Source organism: Cronobacter sp. HA18003 (genome assembly GCF_011605905.1).
GTDB lineage: Bacteria > Pseudomonadota > Gammaproteobacteria > Enterobacterales > Enterobacteriaceae > Cronobacter > Cronobacter sakazakii.
On the sequence record NZ_JAANQO010000027.1, the window covers coordinates 113,688 to 129,289 of the forward strand.

Consider the following 15,602-nt stretch of genomic DNA (forward strand, 5'->3'; position numbering starts at 1 on the left):
CGGGCCGTACGGGTGAATCAACCGCCCAGATACGCGCTGCGCACCGCTTCGTTGGCAAGCAGCGCTTCGCCGGTGTCTTCCAGCACCACGTGACCATTCTCCAGCACATAGCCGCGATCGGCGAGCTTCAGCGCCTGGTTGGCGTTCTGCTCGACCAGGAAAATCGTCATCCCTTCTTTGCGCAGCTGTTCGATGGTGTCGAAAATCTGCTGGATGATGATGGGCGCCAGGCCAAGCGACGGTTCGTCCAGCAGCAGCAGGCGCGGCTGGCTCATCAGCGCGCGACCAATCGCCAGCATCTGCTGTTCGCCGCCGGACATCGTACCGGCGCGCTGGATGCGGCGCTCGTGCAGGCGCGGAAAGAGATCGTACACGCGCTGAATGCGCTCCTGATACTGCGGGCGATCGGCGAAGAAGCCGCCCATCGCCAGGTTCTCCTCCACCGTCATGCGGGAGAAGACGCGGCGGCCTTCCGGCACAATCGCCACCGCCTCGCGCATAATTTTCGCGGTCTGCCAGTCGGTAATGTCTTTACCATCAAAGACGATTTTCCCGGTGCTCGCGCGCGGGTCGCCGCACAGCGTGCCGAGCAGCGTGGTTTTTCCGGCGCCGTTCGCGCCGATCAGGGTGACGATTTCGCCCTGGCGGATATGCAGGCTGACCTCATGCAGCGCCTGGATTTTGCCGTAGTGCGCGCTCACCCTGTCAAAAGATAACATCACGTTTTCCATCTTATGCCTCACCCAGGTATGCGCGAATCACGTCAGGGTTATTGCGGATCTGTTCCGGCGTGCCGTTGGCAAGCGGCGTCCCCTGGTTTACCACGTAAATACGGTCTGAAATGCCCATCACCAGTTTCATGTCGTGCTCAATCAGCAGAATGGTCGTGTTGTGATGGTTGCGCAGCTCGACAATCAGCTCGTCCAGCTCTTTGGTCTCTTTCGGGTTCAGGCCCGCCGCCGGTTCGTCGAGCATCAGGATCGCAGGCTGCGTCACCATGCAGCGGGCGATCTCCAGACGGCGCTGGTCGCCATACGCCAGGTTGCCCGCCTGGCGGTTGGCGTGCTGTAACAGATTGATACGCTCAAGCCAGGTGGCGGCGCGATCGAGCGCTTCGCTGTGCGCTCGGCGAAACGCCGGGGTTTTGAGCAGGCCCGAAAACAGCCCGGATTTTAGCTGCTGATGTTGCGCCACCAGCAGGTTTTCAATCACCGTCATTTCACGGAACAGACGCACGTGCTGGAAGGTGCGCACCACGCCCATCCGGGCGATCTGCTGGCCCGGCAGGCCTTCGAGATGCTGGTCGCGCAGCATAATGGTGCCGCCCGTCGGTTTATAAAAACCGGTCAGGCAGTTGAACACCGTGGTTTTACCGGCCCCGTTCGGGCCAATCAGCGAGACGATTTCACGCTCGCGCAGCTCAAGAGAGACATTGTTGACGGCAAGCAGGCCGCCAAAGCGCATCATCAGGCCGCTGACGGATAATAAAGGCTGACTCATGCCTGCTCTCCTTTACTGCTCACACCATTTTTCAGTTTCAACTGCGGGCGCGTCATGGGCAGTAATCCCTGCGGACGCCAGATCATCATCAGCACCATCAGGCCGCCCAGCACCAGCATGCTGTATTCGTTCAAATCACGCATCAGCTCGCGCGAGACCACCAGCAGGATAGCCGCCAGGATCACCGCGAACTGCGAGCCCATGCCGCCCAGCACCACAATCGCCAGCACGAATGCCGATTCCGCGAAGGTGAACGATTCCGGGCTGACAAAGCCCTGGCGCGCCGCGAACAGCGTTCCGGCGAAACCCGCGAACGCGGCGCTGATGGTAAACGCGGTCAGCTTGATGCGCGTCGGGTTCAGGCCGAGCGAACGGCAGGCGATCTCATCTTCACGTAGCGCTTCCCAGGCGCGGCCGAGCGGCATACGCAGCAGGCGGTTAATGACAAACAGCGAGAACACCACCAGCAGCAACGCCACCAGATAGAGCCAAATCACGCGGTCGCTCGGGTCATATTTCACGCCAAAGAAGTTGCTGAAGGTATCCCAGCCGCCTTCGCGCGCGGTGCGGCTGAATTCCAGGCCGAAGAAGGTCGGTTTCGGGATCTGGCTGATGCCGTTCGGGCCGCCGGTAATCTCCGTGTTATTCAGCAGCAGAATACGCACGATTTCGCCAAAGCCTAAGGTCACGATCGCCAGATAGTCACCGCGCAGGCGCAGCACCGGGAAGCCGAGCAGGAAACCGGCGGCGGCAGCCACCAGGCCCGCCAGCGGCAGACAGGTCCAGAAGCCCAGCCCGTAGTAGTGGTTCAGCAGTGCGAAGGTATAAGCGCCGATGGCGTAGAAACCGCCGTAGCCGAGCACCAGCAGGCCGGAAAGCCCCACCACCACATTCAGGCCAAGGCCCAGAATCACGTAAATCATGGTCAGCGTGGCGATATCCACCGTTCCGCGCGACACCATAAACGGCCACGCCACGGCAACAACGAGCAGCGCCAGCAGGAACAGCTTCTGTTTTACCGTCGAGCCGTCAATCGCCGGCAGAATAAACTTCGGCCCGGAGACGTTTTTCAGGCCCTTCTGGAACAGCGGACGTAAAAGCTGGAATAAAAAGACCACGCCGGTGCCGATGGCAATCCACTCCCAGCGAATGCTGTCGGCGGTATCGACCACAAGACGCGTACCGTCCAGCTCCAGCTGAACGCCCATAAAAATCCCGGCCAGCAGGAAGAACATGGCGGCGGCCAGCAGCGCCGCCACAAAATGCATCGGTTTCATACTTTTTCTACCTCCGGGCGACCCAGAATACCGGTCGGCATCACCAGCAAGACGCCGATCAACAGGGCAAACGACACCACATCTTTATATTCCGTGCTCAGATACGCCGAGCAGAGCGATTCGGTGACGCCCAGAATCAGGCCGCCAATCATCGCGCCCGGAATACTGCCGATGCCGCCCAGCACCGCCGCGGTGAAGGCTTTCATCCCGGCCATAAAGCCGATGTAGGGGTTAATCACGCCATAGAACTGGCCGAGCAGCACGCCCGCCACCGCCGCCATCGCCGCGCCAATCACAAAGGTCAGCGCGATAACGCGGTCGGTGTTGATGCCAAGCAGGCTCGCCATTTTCAGATCTTCAGCGCAGGCGCGGCAGGCGCGGCCCATGCGGGAGTAACGGATAAACAGCGTGAGCGCGAGCATCGCGATAAAGGTCACGACCCAGATAACCAGCTGCATGGTGGTGATGCTGGCCGCGAAGTTTTCGCTGCTGCCGATGGTCCACTGGCCGTTAAAGAGGCTCGGGAGCGCGACGTCGCGCGAGCCCTGCGTCAGGCTGACGTAGTTTTGCAGGAAGATAGACATCCCGATGGCGGAGATTAGCGCAATCAGACGCTTGGAGCTGCGCACGGGGCGATACGCCACGCGCTCGATGCTCCAGCCGTAGGCGCTGGAGACGACAATCGCGCCGATAAACGCGGCGCCGACCAGCAGCCAGCTGGCATCAATGCCCATCATCATCAGCGCGGCGATGATCATGAATGACACATAGCTGCCAATCATATACACCTCGCCGTGGGCGAAGTTGATCATGCCGATAATGCCGTAAACCATGGTGTAGCCGATGGCGATCAGCGCGTAAGTACTGCCCAGCGTGACGCCGTTAAACATCTGCTGCAGAAAATAGAGAAACTGCTCGGACATAACGTAACCTTATTAAATCCTGCCGGACAACGCGCCAGCAGGCGGGATGAATATCGGGTGTGCTTGACTACGACTCGTTACGCAGAACGGTTAACGACCCGTTGGTCTGCCGCTCAAAAACCACAGAGACAAATCCTTTCAGATCGCTTTTTTCATCCCAGTTCAGCGGCCCGTTTACGACATTCGCGCTGAAAGCGTGTCGGTTACCTGTTAGTGCGGCAGGCGCGGCACTGCTAACGCCACTTCCCACCGCCGTATTGACGGTCATCGCATTGACTGCCTGAGATAGCGCCAGCGCAACCATCCCCGCAAGCCAGCGCTTTGCGTTGCTGTTCATTCTCAGAATCCCCGTTCGTGATGTGTGTGTTGCTGATTAGTTTTATTATGGTTAAAAAATATTCTGTCGTTTTAATAGACAACGCTACTTTTACCTGTCTCTTTAATGAGTTAGCGTGGCTTTTAGCGAAACTATAATTAAAACATCTATTTTTCAGTCTATTAAGCAAAGATAATATTCTGAAATATACCCGAGATAAACAAAAAAAAGCGCAGCGGTCAGCATAAAATATCGACATTATTAGCCAGATAAAACGCTGCCATTCAGCGTTATCTGCTGGTTAAATTTCATTCCCCGCGCTTTCACGCTACCTAATGAATAAGACAAAAACTAATCAGCTACCGAATAGATCTCACCGGAGCGTCCAGCGGCCCTGAAAAATCGGGTAAACTCAGAGATTCATCCCTGGCGGAAAGGCTATTATGAAACTCACCATTCTTCGTCTGCATACCCTGAGCGAACAGGACAAAATCGACCTCGCGAAAATCTGGCCGGAATATCCTTCTGAATCGTTACGTCTTGATGAGAACCACCGAATTTACGCCGCGCGTTTTAACGACAGGCTGCTGGGCGCGGTGCGCGTGACGCTGCGCGGCACTGAAGGCGCGATGGATTCTCTGCGGGTGCGCGAAGTGACGCGCCGGCGCGGCGTCGGGCATTACCTGATTGAAGAGACGATCCGCGATAACCCGTCGATGACGGAGTGGTGGGTGATGGATATTGGCGTGGAAGATTACAACGTGATGAACGCGTTTATGCAGACGCTGGGATTTGCGGCGCAGCAGGATGGCTGGGTGAAGCGGCTGGAGCCGTGAGGCCGGGTTGCTGTTGTTAGAAGGTGTGGCGTAATAAGGTGGGGGCGCTTCGCTTACCCACCCTACATTTCCTTCAGGCCCCCGTTGTAGGGCGGTTAAACCCGCGCACCCGACGGGTTTACATATTAAGGCAGGTGCGCTGCGCTTACCTGCCCTACTACCCCTTCAATCTCCGGCTGTAGGGCGGGTAAGCCTGCGCACCCGCCGGGTTTACCTGAAAGGCAGGTGCGCTGCGCTTACCTGCCCTACAAAACTGTAGTGCGAAAGAGGCCGGGGAAATTATTTGGCGTCGGTCGCTGTACCATTGGCATGCCAGGTAAACACGCCGAACTCAAACCCTTTCAGATCGCCTTTTGAATCCCAGGAGAGCGGACCCATCACGGTATCGACAGAGTTCGCTTTCAGGTATTTGGCGATGGCCGCCGGATCGTCGCTCTGATTCAGGCCCGCGGCCAGCGACTGCAGCGCGGCATAGGTGGTCCACACGAACGCGCCGCTCGGATCCTGTTTCTTCGCCTTGATAGCGTCCACAATCGGTTTGTTCGCCGGCACCTGATCGTAATTCTTCGGCTTGGTGACTAACATGCCTTCGGCGGAATCGCCCGCGATATTAGACAGCGACACGTTCGCCACGCCTTCCGGCCCCATAAACTGGGTTTTCAGGCCAGCGGAACGCGCCTGGCGCAGGATCTGGCCCATTTCCGGGTGATAACCGCCGTAGTAAACGAAATCGATGTTTTCTTTCTTCAGACGCGCCACCAGCGTGGAGAAATCTTTTTCGCCCGCAGTGATACCGTCAAAGAAGACCACGTTCGCGCCGCCTTTTTTCAGGCCGTCCTGCACCGCGCGGGCCAGGCCTTCGCCGTACTGCTGTTTGTCATGAATGATAGCGATGCGCTTCGGCTTCACTTTATCAAGAATGTATTTCGCTGCGGTCGGGCCCTGGTCGGAATCGAGACCGGTGGTGCGCAGGATCAACTGATAGCCGCGCGCGGTCAGCTCCGGTGCCGTCGCCGCTGGCGTGATCATCAGAATGCCTTCGTCTTCATAAATATCAGACGCCGGCTGGGTGGAAGAGGAGCACAGGTGGCCGATGACATATTTCACGCCGTCATTCACCACTTTGTTCGCGACCGCCACCGCTTGTTTCGGGTCGCAGGCGTCGTCATATTTGGTGATAACCAGCTTGTTGCCTTTGATGCCGCCTTTGGCGTTGATATCCGCCACCGCCTGCTCGGCGCCGGTGAACTCCTGATCGCCATACTGCGCTACCGGGCCAGACATGGCGCCCACTACGGCAATTTTAATATCTTCCGCCATCGCCATGCTGCTCATCGCCAGCGCAATTGCGCCTGCCAGTAACGCTTTGCCCTTCATTTTCATCCTGAGGTTCCCCATTCTTGTGGTTATTGCAGTTGTGATGTTGTTGTTTTTCGCTACTTTATTTCCGCTTCGCTTATCAGCGCAGCATTTAATATTAGTTTTAAGCCCTGCCGCCCGGCAAAAAGCAGCATACTCTGCTAAAAACATACCCCATTTTTATGAATTTGGAATCACTATTTTTCACGTCAATTATGGTGGGAAGTGGCGAAAAAACGTCCGCCGCGCCTGCCACGCGGCGGGTTATCGGGTTTTACCAGCCTGCGGGCAGATAACCGAAGGCGGAGAGCACCGCGTAAATCGCGCTGGCGACATAGAGCAGGACAATCAGCCCCTGGATGAGCGGGTGCGTGCTCCAGCTACACTGCCAGCGGGGCGTTATCTCCCCGCGACGGCGCGCGCCGCGCAAAATAAGAATAGGCATAATGGAGAGGATTACGCCGCTGAAGACGCCCGCAAAGTAGAGCGCGTTCACAAAAGAGACCAGCCCGCTGTAGGCCAGCGCGAACGGCGGCAGCGCCACGACCGCCAGCACGCCGAGGCGTTTAAGCGGCTGCGCGTCGTCGCCGAGACGGAATTTGTCGAAGATATTGGTCAGGAAACTGCCACCAAGCCCCCAGTAAGAAGTGAGCATCGCGCATAGTGCGAAAATATTGGCGGAAAAGAACGCCCACTCGCCGAGCGCCCGGCCCCAGGAGATGGTCGCCACTTCAGAGATGTTATCAAGCCCGCTCAGCGCGATAACCGACAGCGGTACCAGCGCCAGCAGCGTAAAGGTAATCACCATCCCGACGATAATCGCTTTCGGCAGCTTTTCGGGTTTATCAGCAAACCCGCGCGCCATCTCCGGCACAATGTACTGCGCCGCGAAGCAGAAGGCGGTGACGTTAAATACCGGCACCATGTAGCGCCAGTCGCCATCCAGCAGCCAGCGCATCTGTGTCGATTCATGCAAAAGCGTGGCGACCACCAGCACCGCAATCATCACCACCATGCCGATACTGATAAATTTCTCGCCGCGCCCGATAGCCTTCAGCCCGAGCCAGAGAATGCCCGCCGCCGGAATAAAGAAAATCAGGCTGCCAATGGCGGGCGAGACGCCGATAAGCGAGCTTAACAGTTTGCCGCTGCCGGTCATGTAGGCGGTGAGCGCGCCGACGCTGTTAACGCACACCGACGCGAACATCAGCCAGGCGCCGATGCGCCCGACATAGCGCCCGGCGAGGCCGCTTAACTGCAAATGCGCGCGGGTGCGTAGCGTCGCTTCCGCGACATACAGCATGGTGATAGTGGTCAATACGCCGACAAGGGCGAGCCAGAAGAGAAGCGGCATAAAGCCCGCTTTGCTGGAGGCATAGGCGATGGAGAGTACGCCCGCGCCGATGTTGGTGCCGACGATCATCGCGACGCCTTCAACGAAGCTCAGGGATTTAGGGGATGACGCTGCCCGCTCTCGGGACGCCCACAGTGAGGCGGAAGTGGTGTTCTCAGACATAGTTCTTCCTTAAATATCCGGCGGCTATCACCACCGGAAGCGGTTGTGTTCACGGTGTGTTGTTGTGTTAGCAAGTGAGATATTTAAGCTTCGGGCCTGTCAGCCTCCCGAAGCGTGCTCCTTCGCAGGTCACCCCAAAGACGCGCCGTTATGGCCCGCTGCTGCGCGGCGGCCAGGCCATAAAGCGGGCGCCCTCGGGGTAATTCCTGTTCGTTTTACGGCAGGGTTTGGTCTGCCTTGCACGGTGGGTGCGCTACGCTTACCCACCCTACGGTCTGTTTCGGGGAGTGCGCTACGCTTACCCACCCTACGGGCTGTTTTTTTTTGCCTCACATGGCGGGTGCGCTGCGCTTACCCACCCTACGGCCAGAGGCTGCGCTTTTATGTAGGGCGGGTAAGCCGTGCGCACCCGCCGTTTAAGCTGCCCTCGCCGTTAGCGCCCCAGCGCGCGGGAGAGGATCTCCAGCGCTTTGCTGAACTGCGCATCCGGAATGGTCAGCGGATAAAGGAAACGGATAACGTTGCCGTAAACGCCACAGCTCAGCAGCAGCAGCCCCTCTTCACGGGCGCGCGTCAGCACCTGCTGCGTAAACTCAGGCGACGGCTTGCCGGTCTGCGGATCGTTAAACTCTACCGCCACCATCGAGCCCTGCCCGCGAACTTCGGCAATCGCCGGGCAGTACGTCCGCGCCTGGTTGAGCACCTCCTGCAGATGCTGGCCCAGCTCGTTCGCGCGCTGGCAGAGATTTTCCTGCTCAATCACATCCAGCACCGCGTGCGCTGCCGCGACCGCCAGCGGGTTACCGGCGTAGGTGCCGCCAAGGCCGCCCGGCGCAGGCGCGTCCATTACTTCCGCGCGCCCGACCACGCCCGAGAGCGGCATCCCGCCCGCAAGGCTTTTCGCCATCGTCAGCAGATCCGGCTTCACGCCGTAATGCTCCATCGCGAACAGTTTGCCGGTGCGCGCAAAGCCGCTCTGTACTTCATCGGCAATCAGCAGAATGCCGTGCTCGTCGCACAGCGCGCGCAGGGCCTCCATAAACGCCGGCGGCGCGACGTTGAAACCGCCTTCGCCCTGTACCGGCTCCAGCACGATGGCGGCCACCTGATCCGGCGCGATATCGGCTTTGAAAATACGCTCCAGGCTTGCCATCGCGTCATCCACCGACACGCCGTGCAGGGCGTTCGGGTATTGCGCGTGGAACACCGAGCCCGGGAACGGGCCGAAGCCGATTTTGTACGGTGCCACTTTGCCGGTGAGCGCCATCGTCATAAACGTGCGCCCGTGAAAGCCGCCGCCGAAGGTGATTAAGCCAGGGCGACGGGTATACGCGCGCGCGATTTTCACGGCGTTTTCCACCGCTTCCGCGCCGGTGGTGAAGAACGCGGTTTTCGCCGGGCCGTCAATCGGCGCGCAGGCGTTGATGCGCTCCGCAAGCGCCACATAGCTTTCGTAAGGGACTATCTGGTACGCCGTGTGCGTAAAGGCGCGCAGCTGGTTTTCGATGGCCTCCACCACGCGCGGATGGCGATGGCCGGTGTTCAGCACCGCAATCCCCGCTGCGAAGTCGATAATCTCGTTGCCTTCCACGTCCCACAGGGTGGCGTTGTCGGCTTTTTCGGCATAGAAGCCGCACATGACGCCGACGCCACGTGGGGTGGCGCTCTGACGACGTTGGTTCAATTCTGAATTTTTCACCCGCATTCTCCTGCTGATAAACGTCACTTTTTAGCAACAAACCTGAAACAGTGACGTTTATTTACCCAGGCTATGGCCCTATAATCGAGTACCAGTTTCGAATAAATGAGGGATCCAATTGCATTCTTTAGTGTCCGATCTCTTATTGCTTCGCCTCGGCGAACAGCGCGATGAACGTCTGCATAAGCGGCTTTATAACGCGCTGCGCCTGACTATTCTTGACGGTAGCCTGCCTGCGCAAAGCCGCCTGCCCGCCTCGCGGGATCTCGCCCAGCAGCTCGGCCTTTCTCGCAACACTGTGTTAACAGTTTATGAACAATTACTGGCAGAAGGATATGTGACCTCTCGCGCCGGTAGTGGCACGTTCGTCGCCGGAATGCTGCCGGACAGCCTGTTATCTGCGCCGCCGGTGGCCCAGGGGCAGCACGATCGCGTTGCGCATGCGGGGTTCTCCTCACGCGGGAAAACGCTGCTTGGGCAGGTCAGCGCCAGCCCGAAACAGTGGGGCGCGTTTATCCCCGGCGTGCCGGACGTACACGCCTTTCCGCATCAGCTCTTTAGCAAAATTCAGGCGCGGATCAGCCGCCGTCCCAGCCCGCAGCGCCTCACCTATAGCTGTCAGGGCGGCACGCCGGAGCTACAGCGCGCGCTGGTGGATTATCTGCGCGTATCGCGATCGGTTCACTGCACGGCGGATCAGGTGTTGATCACCGAAGGGATTCATCAGGCTATCGACCTGGTGGCGCGTATGCTGTGCGACGGCGGTGATACGGCGTGGGTGGAAGAGCCCTCGTACTGGGGCATCCGCCATGTGTTGCAGATGAATGAGGTAAACATTACACCGGTGACGGTGGACCGCGCGGGCATGGTGCCGCCGGAGAGCGCCGGGACACCGCCGCGGCTGATTTTCGTCACGCCGTCGCACCAGTATCCGCTGGGCGCGGTCATGAGCCTTGAGCGGCGCCAGCGCCTGTTAACGCTGGCGCGCCAGACCGGCAGCTGGATCGTGGAAGACGACTACGACAGCGAATTTCGCTTTTCCGGCCAGCCGATCCCGGCGTTGCAGGGGCTGGTGGCGGACCCGCCGGTGATCTACATCGGCACTTTCAGCAAAACGCTCTATCCGGGCCTGCGCATCGGCTATGTAGTGCTGCCCCGCGCGCTGGCGCACGAGATGAAAACCGCGCATGCCGAGCTTTATCGCGGCGGCCATTCGATTATCCAGGCGGCGCTGGCGGAGTTTATCGAGGCCGGGCATTACAGTGCCCACATCCGGCGGATGCGCCTGTTGTATGGCCGCCGCAGGGCGTGTCTGACAACGCTGATTACGCGCTATCTGGGGCCGGAGGCGCTGTCGGATTTCAGCGATAACGCCGGGCTGCATCTGGTGCTGAATCTGCCGGATGACGCGGACGATGTGGAGATAGCCCGTCTTGCCAACGCGCGCGATATTCTGGTGCGCCCGCTGTCGCGCTATTACCTGACGGAAAACCGGCGTCGCGGCCTGCTGATGGGATTCGCCTGCGTGGCGGAGGAGAAAATGGAGGGCGCGTTTAAAGCGCTGCTGGCATGTATTGAAGCGGCTTACCCGGCGCTTTTACGCCGCGCATAAAACAAAACACCCCGCTTAAGGCGGGGTGTGTCATCAGGCTGACGCGGCTTACGCTTCTATCGCGGCACGCAGCTTTTTCATCGCATTTTTTTCAAGCTGACGCACGCGTTCGGCTGAGACGCCGTAGCGGTTGGCCAGTTCCTGCAACGTGCTTTTGTTGTCTTCATCCAGCCAGCGCGCGCGAATGATCTGCTGGCTGCGCTCGTCGAGACCCTGCATGGCATCGGTCAGTTTGTCGGCGGCGTGTTCTTCCCAGTTGTCATCCTCAATGCCGTCGGCAAAGTTAGAAGACTTATCCTGAAGGAACAGCACCGGAGCCATCGGCTGGCTGTCACCCGCGTCATCGTCCGGGGACATGTCAAAGGTCATGTCCTGCGCGGCCATACGCGATTCCATTTCACGCACGTCTTTGCTGGAAACGCCCAGCTCGCGGGCCACCATTTCCACTTCGTCCTGGTTAAACCAGCCCAGACGCTGCTTGGTTTTACGCAGGTTAAAGAACAGCTTACGCTGCGCTTTGGTGGTGGCGACTTTCACGATGCGCCAGTTACGCAGCACATATTCGTGAATTTCAGCTTTGATCCAGTGCACGGCGAAAGAGACCAGACGCACGCCCACTTCCGGATTGAAGCGACGCACCGCTTTCATCAGGCCGATGTTGCCTTCCTGGATCAGGTCCGCCTGCGGCAGGCCATAGCCCGCGTAGTTACGAGCGATATGAACAACAAAACGCAGGTGAGACAGGATCAGCTTTTTCGCTGCTTCCAGATCGCCCTGGTAATGCAGCTTTTCAGCCAGTGCCCGCTCTTCGTCTGCCGACAACATCGGCCAGGCGTTGGCCGCCCGGATATAGGAATCCAGGTTACCGACCGGGGCTAAAGCTAAAGTTTGCATTTCTTTGGTCATTCAAATCCTCTCAATCGACATCGGACTGGCGTTCGTCCCCATCAGGCAACAAACGGGCCAGCATGTTTGAGCAACGAGAATATCAGCCACTCTTTTATCAGACCGTGAATTTATCCACAAGTTCACGTAAGGCTTGTGAATAAATTACGCACAAAATGTGACATTGCTATGAAAAAGCGTGGGCAGGAGAAGCGGAAGTTCACGGTACGCATCCCCTGCTGACGGGAACTCGTAGCAGGGGATGATTATAACAAATATTTTTTACTCGGGGGTAAAGTGACGTAAATGTTGCACCGTGGCAAGCCAGGCGGCCGCCCAGCCGATCATCGAACAGACCAGCAGCAGCAGCAGACACTCATCGAAGGATAACCCGCTGATTTCAAAGGTGGTGCCGAAAACTTTCGCCACATCCGTCACGGCGGCGGATAACCGCATCACCAGGATTTCTGACAGAATCAATGAAAGTAATGCGCCGGTAAACCCGAGCAGCGCGCCGCCGTACAGGAATGGACGCAGGATAAAACCATCCGTCGCGCCAATGAGTTTCTGCACGTTGATGGTGTCACGGCGCGCGAAAATGCTCAGGCGCACGCTGTTGCCGATAACCAGGAACACGGCCGCGACCATCAGTACACCTATCATCGCCGCGACGCGCCCGACCAGCCCGGTGAGCGCCGACAGCCGCGCAAACCAGCTGTCATCCATGCGCACTTCGTCTACGCCCTGAAGCTTCGCCACGCGGTCACGCAGCGTGTTGAGCGCTTCGCTGCTCTGGAAATCGAGCTTCGGTTCGACCACCACCACGGCGGGCAGCGGGTTTTCTTCCAGCATATCCAGCGCGCCGCCAAAGCCCGACCAGTTGCGGAATTCGCCAAGCGCCTCGTCACGCGAGAGGTAATTGACCTTCGCCACGCCCGGCTCGGCCTGGAGCTGCCCCACCACCTGCTGCGCGGCGTTATCGTCGAGCGTTTTATCGAGATAGACCGTAATCTGCGGCGACGGGTAATACTGGGTCGCCGCCTCGCTGACATTCTTATAAACCATGTAGCAGACGCTCGGCAGCGTCAGCGAAATAGCAATTACCATCACCGTTAAAAACGTGGCGAGCGGTTTGCTTTTCAGATCGGCAAGCGCGCCCTGCCAGGCGTAACGCACCTGTTCATTGATGCCGCCCTGACGCGATTTGCCTTTGGTGTTGGAGCCTTTATTTCGCTTCTGCACAGGCCGTCCTGTTTCACCGGAAGAACGCTGTTTACGGAAATTATCCAGTTTGTTGCTAAAGCGCCGGATTTCATTCAGCGCGTCACGTTTATTCACCAACACGGCCTCCATGCAAATGCCCTTCGCTCAGGGTGAGCACCGGGTAGCTGCGCCGTGAGATAAGCCCGGTGTCGTGCGTCGCCATTAATACCGTCACCCCGACGCGGTTAAATTCTTCGAAAAGACGCAGAATGCCTTCCGAGAGGGCGTCATCCAGGTTGCCCGTCGGTTCATCCGCCAGCAGCACAGCCGGTTTATTGACCACGGCGCGGGCGATGCCCACGCGCTGCTGTTCGCCGCCGGAGAGCTGAATCGGGAAGTTTTTCGCTTTGTCCAGCAGACCGACCTTATCCAGCGCCGCCGATACGCGACGGCGAATATCTTCGCCGCTGGCACCCGCGATAATCAGCGGGATCGCCACATTATCGTAGACCGTTCTGTCCATCAGCAGATGGTGATCCTGGAAAATCATGCCGATCTGACGACGCAGGAACGGCACTTCACGGTTTTTCAGGCGGCTTATCTCATGGCCGCCAAACCAGATTTTCCCGGCGCTCGGCCGTTCGATACCGCAAATCAGCTTCAGCAGCGTACTCTTACCGGCGCCGGAGTGGCCGGTAAGAAATGACATCTCGCCTGGCCGCAGGTGGAACGTCACCCCCTGCAGCGCTTGTCTCCCACCGAGATAGGCTTTGCTGACATGTTCAAAGCGAATCATGGTTAATCCTCTCGGGCAAAAAGTGCCTCAATAAAGTCGCCCGCGTTAAACGGACGCAAATCTTCAATACGTTCGCCCACACCAATGTAGCGAATCGGAATACCAAACTGATCGGCCACTGAGAAGATCACGCCGCCTTTGGCGGTGCCGTCAAGCTTAGTGAGCGTAATGCCGGTCAGCCCTACCGCCTCGTGGAACAGCTTCGCCTGGCTGACGGCGTTCTGCCCGGTGCTGGCGTCGATAGTCAGCATCACTTCATGCGGCGCGTTCTCGTCGAGCTTTTTCATCACGCGGACGATTTTTTTCAGCTCTTCCATCAGGTGCGATTTATTCTGCAAACGCCCGGCGGTATCGGCAATCAGCACATCTACGCCGCGCGCTTTCGCCGCCTGGATGGCGTCGAAAATCACGGAGGCGGAATCCGCGCCGGTATGCTGCGCGATAACCGGAATGTTATTGCGCTGCCCCCAGACCTGGAGCTGCTCCACCGCGGCGGCGCGGAAGGTATCACCCGCCGCCAGCATCACCGATTTGCCCTGTTGCTCAAACTGACGCGCCAGTTTACCGATAGTGGTGGTTTTACCCACGCCGTTGACGCCAACCATCAGGATAACAAACGGCGTTTTGCCTTCGACATTCAGCGGCTCGTCCACTTTCGCCAGGATCTCGCCCATCTCTTCTTTCAGCAGGCCGTAGAGCGCCTCGGCATCGCGCAACTGCTTGCGGCTCGCGCCTTCGGTGAGATTGGCGATAATTTTACGCGTGGTGTCCACGCCCACATCGGCAATCAGCAACTGCTCTTCGAGCTCCTCGAACAGATCGTCGTCGATTTTTTTGCCGCGGAACAGACTGATAAATCCGGAACCGAGATTTTCTTTGGTTTTCAGCAGGCTGCGTTTAAGTCGCGCGAAGAAACCCTCTTTGGTGGGTTTTTCCTGCTCTGCAACCGGCGCGGTTTCTTCCTCTTCCGGCTCGGTTTCCAGCGCGGCTTCCGGGTCAGCCGCCAGCGCGACTAATTCTTCTTCGCTAATCGGCGCGTCTTCAGCAATCTCGTCTGCATCGTGCGGCGTTTCCACCGCAGGCTCGACGGCTTTTTCTTCAACAGCCGCTTCTTCAATGACGTCTTCTTCAACGATCGTTTCCGGGGACGCTTCTGGCTGTGGTTCAGCGACAACTTCAGGCGCAAGCGCTACCGGCGCGCGGTTTTCTTCCTGCTCCGGCAGCCACTCTTCCGCTTGCGCAGCCGTTGGTTTTACGGCTTCCGGCTCTGCCTCAACCGACGTCTCGACAGTTTCCGGCTGTGCGCTCTCTTTTTCTTCATGAATCACGCTTTCGCTGACGGCCACGACGTCATCGGCGAATTTTTCAGACTCGGCCAGGGAGTGCGTGGTCTCCTGCGCGGTCGTTTGCGTCTGCGAGTCAGGCTCAACTCGCGCTTCTGTCGCCGCGGGTTGTTCTGTTACGTGTTGTTCTTGTTGTTCGGCTTCCGTTTCTGCCTGCTCTTTCTGGCCAAAACCCAGCCAGGAAAAAAAGCCACGTTTCTTCTCTTTTGCCATTGGCGAATGCACTCCTCGCGGTTAATACATGGCGCAGTCCCGTCGTCTGGCTCAGGGTACTGAAAAAATTGCGAATGAATAAGTGAGTCTACCACTTTCCCGCCGGGGCGGCATACCGCCGCAC

14 protein-coding genes are annotated in these 15,602 nt (G+C 58.4%); 2 read left to right on the forward strand and 12 right to left on the reverse strand.

Annotated features, from left to right (window positions below):
* Window positions 1–17: 17 nt before the first annotated feature.
* The 5 genes from livF to G6041_RS20040 all read right to left on the reverse strand — a co-directional run bounded on the left by livF (window position 18) and on the right by G6041_RS20040 (window position 4,037).
* Window positions 18–731: a high-affinity branched-chain amino acid ABC transporter ATP-binding protein LivF gene (livF, locus tag G6041_RS20020; RefSeq protein ID WP_012126354.1), complete on the reverse strand. Its 714-nt coding sequence runs from the start codon at window positions 729–731 to the stop codon at window positions 18–20.
* A 1-nt stretch (window position 732) separates the two neighbouring features.
* On the reverse strand, window positions 733–1,500 hold the full coding sequence (gene livG, locus G6041_RS20025; RefSeq protein WP_007778908.1) for a high-affinity branched-chain amino acid ABC transporter ATP-binding protein LivG: 768 nt from the start codon (window positions 1,498–1,500) through the stop codon (window positions 733–735).
* On the reverse strand, window positions 1,497–2,777 hold the full coding sequence (locus G6041_RS20030; RefSeq protein ID WP_004384852.1) for a high-affinity branched-chain amino acid ABC transporter permease LivM: 1,281 nt from the start codon (window positions 2,775–2,777) through the stop codon (window positions 1,497–1,499). The genes livG and G6041_RS20030 overlap by 4 nt, the downstream gene beginning before the upstream one ends.
* The gene (gene livH / locus G6041_RS20035; protein ID WP_004384851.1) at window positions 2,774–3,700 is read right to left on the reverse strand and encodes a high-affinity branched-chain amino acid ABC transporter permease LivH; all 927 of its coding nucleotides are present in this window, start codon (window positions 3,698–3,700) and stop codon (window positions 2,774–2,776) included. Before livH ends, G6041_RS20030 begins: the two co-directional genes overlap by 4 nt.
* A gap of 67 nt (window positions 3,701–3,767) precedes the next feature.
* On the reverse strand, window positions 3,768–4,037 hold the full coding sequence (locus G6041_RS20040) for a hypothetical protein (protein ID WP_012126353.1): 270 nt from the start codon (window positions 4,035–4,037) through the stop codon (window positions 3,768–3,770).
* 422 nt (window positions 4,038–4,459) lie between these two features.
* Here G6041_RS20040 and panM point away from each other — a divergent pair, with 422 nt between their 5' ends.
* Window positions 4,460–4,852 carry an aspartate 1-decarboxylase autocleavage activator PanM gene (gene panM / locus G6041_RS20045; RefSeq protein ID WP_004384849.1) on the forward strand — a complete coding sequence of 131 codons (393 nt, stop codon included), beginning with the start codon at window positions 4,460–4,462 and terminating at the stop codon, window positions 4,850–4,852.
* A gap of 279 nt (window positions 4,853–5,131) precedes the next feature.
* On the opposite strand, the gene livJ is transcribed toward panM, so the two are convergent.
* The 3 genes from livJ to G6041_RS20060 all read right to left on the reverse strand — a co-directional run bounded on the left by livJ (window position 5,132) and on the right by G6041_RS20060 (window position 9,426).
* A complete protein-coding gene (gene livJ / locus G6041_RS20050; RefSeq protein ID WP_004384848.1) occupies window positions 5,132–6,235 on the reverse strand; it encodes a branched chain amino acid ABC transporter substrate-binding protein LivJ in 1,104 nt (367 codons plus the stop codon).
* A gap of 250 nt (window positions 6,236–6,485) precedes the next feature.
* Window positions 6,486–7,727 carry an aromatic amino acid transport family protein gene (locus G6041_RS20055; RefSeq protein WP_012126351.1) on the reverse strand — a complete coding sequence of 414 codons (1,242 nt, stop codon included), beginning with the start codon at window positions 7,725–7,727 and terminating at the stop codon, window positions 6,486–6,488.
* Between the two features lie 433 nt (window positions 7,728–8,160).
* Window positions 8,161–9,426: a 4-aminobutyrate--2-oxoglutarate transaminase gene (locus tag G6041_RS20060; RefSeq protein ID WP_015387162.1), complete on the reverse strand. Its 1,266-nt coding sequence runs from the start codon at window positions 9,424–9,426 to the stop codon at window positions 8,161–8,163.
* A 118-nt stretch (window positions 9,427–9,544) separates the two neighbouring features.
* Here G6041_RS20060 and pdxR point away from each other — a divergent pair, with 118 nt between their 5' ends.
* Entirely contained in the window at window positions 9,545–11,038 is a 1,494-nt protein-coding gene (gene pdxR, locus G6041_RS20065) for a MocR-like pyridoxine biosynthesis transcription factor PdxR (protein ID WP_071818040.1), read from the forward strand.
* Window positions 11,039–11,086: 48 nt separating this feature from the next.
* Here pdxR and rpoH read toward each other — a convergent pair whose 3' ends face one another.
* The 4 genes from rpoH to ftsY all read right to left on the reverse strand — a co-directional run bounded on the left by rpoH (window position 11,087) and on the right by ftsY (window position 15,478).
* Window positions 11,087–11,944: an RNA polymerase sigma factor RpoH gene (rpoH, locus tag G6041_RS20070; RefSeq protein ID WP_004384844.1), complete on the reverse strand. Its 858-nt coding sequence runs from the start codon at window positions 11,942–11,944 to the stop codon at window positions 11,087–11,089.
* 261 nt (window positions 11,945–12,205) lie between these two features.
* Window positions 12,206–13,261, reverse strand: a complete 1,056-nt coding sequence (ftsX, locus tag G6041_RS20075) for a permease-like cell division protein FtsX (protein WP_004384843.1) — start codon at window positions 13,259–13,261, stop codon at window positions 12,206–12,208.
* Window positions 13,254–13,922, reverse strand: a complete 669-nt coding sequence (gene ftsE, locus G6041_RS20080) for a cell division ATP-binding protein FtsE (RefSeq protein ID WP_004384842.1) — start codon at window positions 13,920–13,922, stop codon at window positions 13,254–13,256. The genes ftsX and ftsE overlap by 8 nt, the downstream gene beginning before the upstream one ends.
* Before the next feature lie 2 nt (window positions 13,923–13,924).
* Window positions 13,925–15,478, reverse strand: coding sequence for a signal recognition particle-docking protein FtsY (ftsY, locus tag G6041_RS20085; RefSeq protein WP_012126348.1), 1,554 nt, complete (start codon window positions 15,476–15,478; stop codon window positions 13,925–13,927).
* Window positions 15,479–15,602 lie beyond the last annotated feature (124 nt).